The sequence below is a fragment of the Desulfurella sp. genome, assembly GCF_049977265.1.
GTDB lineage: Bacteria > Campylobacterota_A > Desulfurellia > Desulfurellales > Desulfurellaceae > Desulfurella.
In genome coordinates this window covers 1-3,272 of sequence record NZ_JBMFGQ010000076.1, presented here as the reverse complement: position 1 = coordinate 3,272, position 3,272 = coordinate 1, and the positions used below count along the sequence as shown (strand labels likewise).

Annotated in this window: 3 protein-coding genes; all 3 read right to left on the bottom strand. The window is 34.4% G+C overall.

All coding sequences use genetic code 11. The features are described from left to right. On the bottom strand, nt 1-433 hold a 433-nt coding region (locus ACP5FO_RS08605; RefSeq protein ID WP_428157399.1), incomplete at its 3' end, for a type II secretion system F family protein. Nucleotide 434: 1 nt separating this feature from the next. Next, nucleotides 435-1,523, bottom strand: coding sequence for a type IV pilus twitching motility protein PilT (locus ACP5FO_RS08600; RefSeq protein ID WP_428157398.1), 1,089 nt, complete (start codon nt 1,521-1,523; stop codon nt 435-437). Nucleotides 1,524-1,535: 12 nt separating this feature from the next. Then, nucleotides 1,536-3,233: a type IV-A pilus assembly ATPase PilB gene (pilB, locus tag ACP5FO_RS08595; RefSeq protein WP_428157397.1), complete on the bottom strand. Its 1,698-nt coding sequence runs from the start codon at nt 3,231-3,233 to the stop codon at nt 1,536-1,538. Between the last annotated feature and the right edge of the window lie 39 nt (nt 3,234-3,272).

Here is a 3,272-nt window from a genome sequence, read left to right as displayed (position 1 = left end):
TTTGGAGCACCGCATCTAAGTTACCGCTCGCTTCGCCTGATTCTACCATATTTATATATAAATCAGAAAAGATATCTTTATGTTCTCTTAAAGCGTTTGAAAATGAAGAGCCTGCTTCAACTTTTTCTTTAATATCTGTAATTATTTTTTTAAGTTTTGAGTTTTTTACCTGTTCAATTAATATACTAAAAGCAGATACAATAGGTATTCCGGCATTTAGCATAATGGATAGTTGTTTTGTCATAATCATTAAGTCTTTAGGTTTTACCTTGTTTAAAAAATCCAGCTCAATTGGTGGTGCTGATTGTTTTATGGATAAGACATTAATATTTTGTTTTTTTAATTTCATTATAGCAGCTTCTTTGCTATCTGCTATGACTTCGCCTTTACGTTTTACATTATTTATGTTGCCTTTCCATCTAAAGTATGCCATTTTAACCTCTCATGTTTATTTTTATTCTGTCCATCATGTTTTTGAGTTCATCTTTATTTAATGATGCATTGAGTGCTTCATTGTAGGATATCAAGCCTTTTGAGTAGAGTTCAAACAATGATTGGTTGAATATTTTCATACCCGTTTTTTCCTGACCTATTTGCATTGTTGAGTATATTTGGGGAATTTTGTTTTCTCTAATTAAATTCCTTATAGCGGCATTTGGCACCAAAATTTCAACTGCTACAACTCTTCCAGAATTATCTTTTTTCTTTAATAATGCTTGTGTTACAATGCCTTGTAGAGATGTAGAAAGTTGAACTCTAGCTTGCTCTTGTTGTGATGAAGGAAATACGTCTACAATTCTTGTTATTGTTTCTGCTGCAGAATTTGTATGGAGCGTGGCAAATACCAGGTGACCAGTTTCGGCTACAGTTAGAGCTGCTGCTATTGTTTCTGCATCCCTCATTTCACCAATTAAAATGATATCCGGGTCCTGTCTCATAATATGTTTTAAGCCTTGAGCAAAACTTGATGCATCCGTGCCAATTTCTCTTTGGTTAACAAGAGCTTTATCGTGCTTGTATGTAAATTCAATTGGATCTTCAAGCGTAATAATGTGAACGGGTCTGGATTTATTAATCAAATTTAAAAGTGCAGCCAAAGTGGTAGATTTACCTGAACCTGTTGGTCCTGTAACTAAAACCAATCCTTTTGGTAAATTAGCAAATTCTTTTACTATAGATGGTAAGCCTAAAGTGTTAAAATCTGGGATTTCTTGCGGTATTATCCTGAATGCTCCAGCAACAGAACCTCTTTGCATAAATACATTTGCCCTAAATCGTGCAAGTTCTGGTACGCCAAAAGAGAAATCCACATCAAAATTTTCTTCAAAGCGTTTTCTATTTAGCTCGTTCATTACGCTGTAGCATAAATCGCGTGTATCTGTAGGAGCTAACATGTCATAATCTAAATTTACAAGATCACCATTTACTCTTGCTCTTGGCGGAGAGCCTACTGTTATGTGTAAATCACTGGCTTTGATTGAACAGATATGCCTTAAAAGTTCAACTAAGTCTTTTGGTTTCATAAAATACCTCTTTTAATTTATAGCTACGCTTAAAACTTCTTCAAGCGTCGTTACTCCTTGCTTGACTTTTTGTAAACCATCCTGTTTTAAAGTAAGCATGCCTTGCTCAAGTGCTTTTTGTCTTATATCGTTTTCAGGTTTATCATTTATTATCATTTCTCTTATTTCATCTGTTATCGGTAGGACTTCAAATATTGCCATCCTGCCTTTGTAGCCTGTATCTAAACAATGAGAACATCCTTTCCCTTTGAAAATCTTTATATCATCTAAATCTGATTCAGAAAAACCAGCTTTTAACAAAACTTCTTTGGGCAAAGTAACAGGTTTTTTGCAGTAGGAACAAATTTTTCTAACCAGTCTTTGAGCCAAAACCAACCTGAGCGAACTTGCAATTAAGTATCTATCTATGCCCATATCTACCAGTCTTGTGATTGCAGATACCGAATCGTTTGTATGGAGTGTAGATAACACAAGATGCCCGGTCAAAGCAGCTCTAACGGCAATTTCTGCAGTTTCTGTATCTCTAATTTCACCAACCATAATGATATCTGGGTCCTGCCTTAAAAATGCCCTAAGGGCGCTACTAAAAGTTAAACCTATGTCTTCTTTTACCTGCACCTGATTAATGCCTTCTAGATTATACTCTACAGGATCTTCAACAGACATAATATTTCTGTCTTCCCTGTTTAATTCATTTAAAGCGGCATAAAGCGTAGTGGATTTACCAGAACCTGTTGGACCTGTAACAATAACAACGCCGTTTGGTAAGTTTATTGCGTTTCTAAATCGCTGCAAATCCACATGTCTCATATTTAAATTATCAAGCGAAACTTTAATATTTTCTCTGTCAAGCAATCTCATAACCAGTTTTTCACCAAATACGGTTGGCACAGTAGAGACCCTTAAGTCAATTAGTTTTCCAAGTGCTTTTATTCTGATTCTACCGTCTTGGGGTAGTCTTTTTTCTGCAATGTTGAGCTTTGACATAATTTTAAAACGTGTAATAAGATTTGAGGCAATTGTTTTTGGTGGTGTGTTAACTGTTTTTGCTTTGCCATCAATTCTAAACCTTACTCTAAATGTATTTTCGTATGGTTCTAAGTGAATATCCGAAGCACCTTCTTTGACAGCAGATTCTAATATACTGTTTGCAAGCTTAATAATAGGTGCATCGTCAATATTTGCCGTTTCGTCAAAATCAAGGCTTTCTATTTGTTCAATAGAACTCTCTATATTTTCTGTTACATTTTTTACCAAAACTTCTAATTCTTTAGTTGTTCCGTAATATCTTACAAGATACTCATTAATCTGACTTTCTTTGGCAAGATAAACGGATATTTTTTTGCCGGTGAGAAAACGTATTTCGTCTATTAAAAAAACATTTTCAGCATTAAACAAAGCTATTTTTAATATATTATTATCTATCGCAAATGGGAAGATGCGGTGTTTTCTTACAACTTCGCTTGGTATTGAATTAATTGCCTCTTTTTGAGGTTGAATTTTTGAAAGATCGATTGTTTCTAAGCCATATTTTTTAGCCAAAAACTCCAAAAGCTCATCTTCAGTTATTATGTGTTCTTCTACAAGTATTTTACCAAGCAATTCACCTGTCTGGTTTTGCTTTTGCAATGCTCTATCAAGTTGTTCTTGTGTAATTTTATTTTCGTATAAAAGCATTGTGCCAAGTAATTGCCTGTTAGCTTGGGCCATTTATAACCTCAAATGCATGGTTTATATCAAACTCAATGT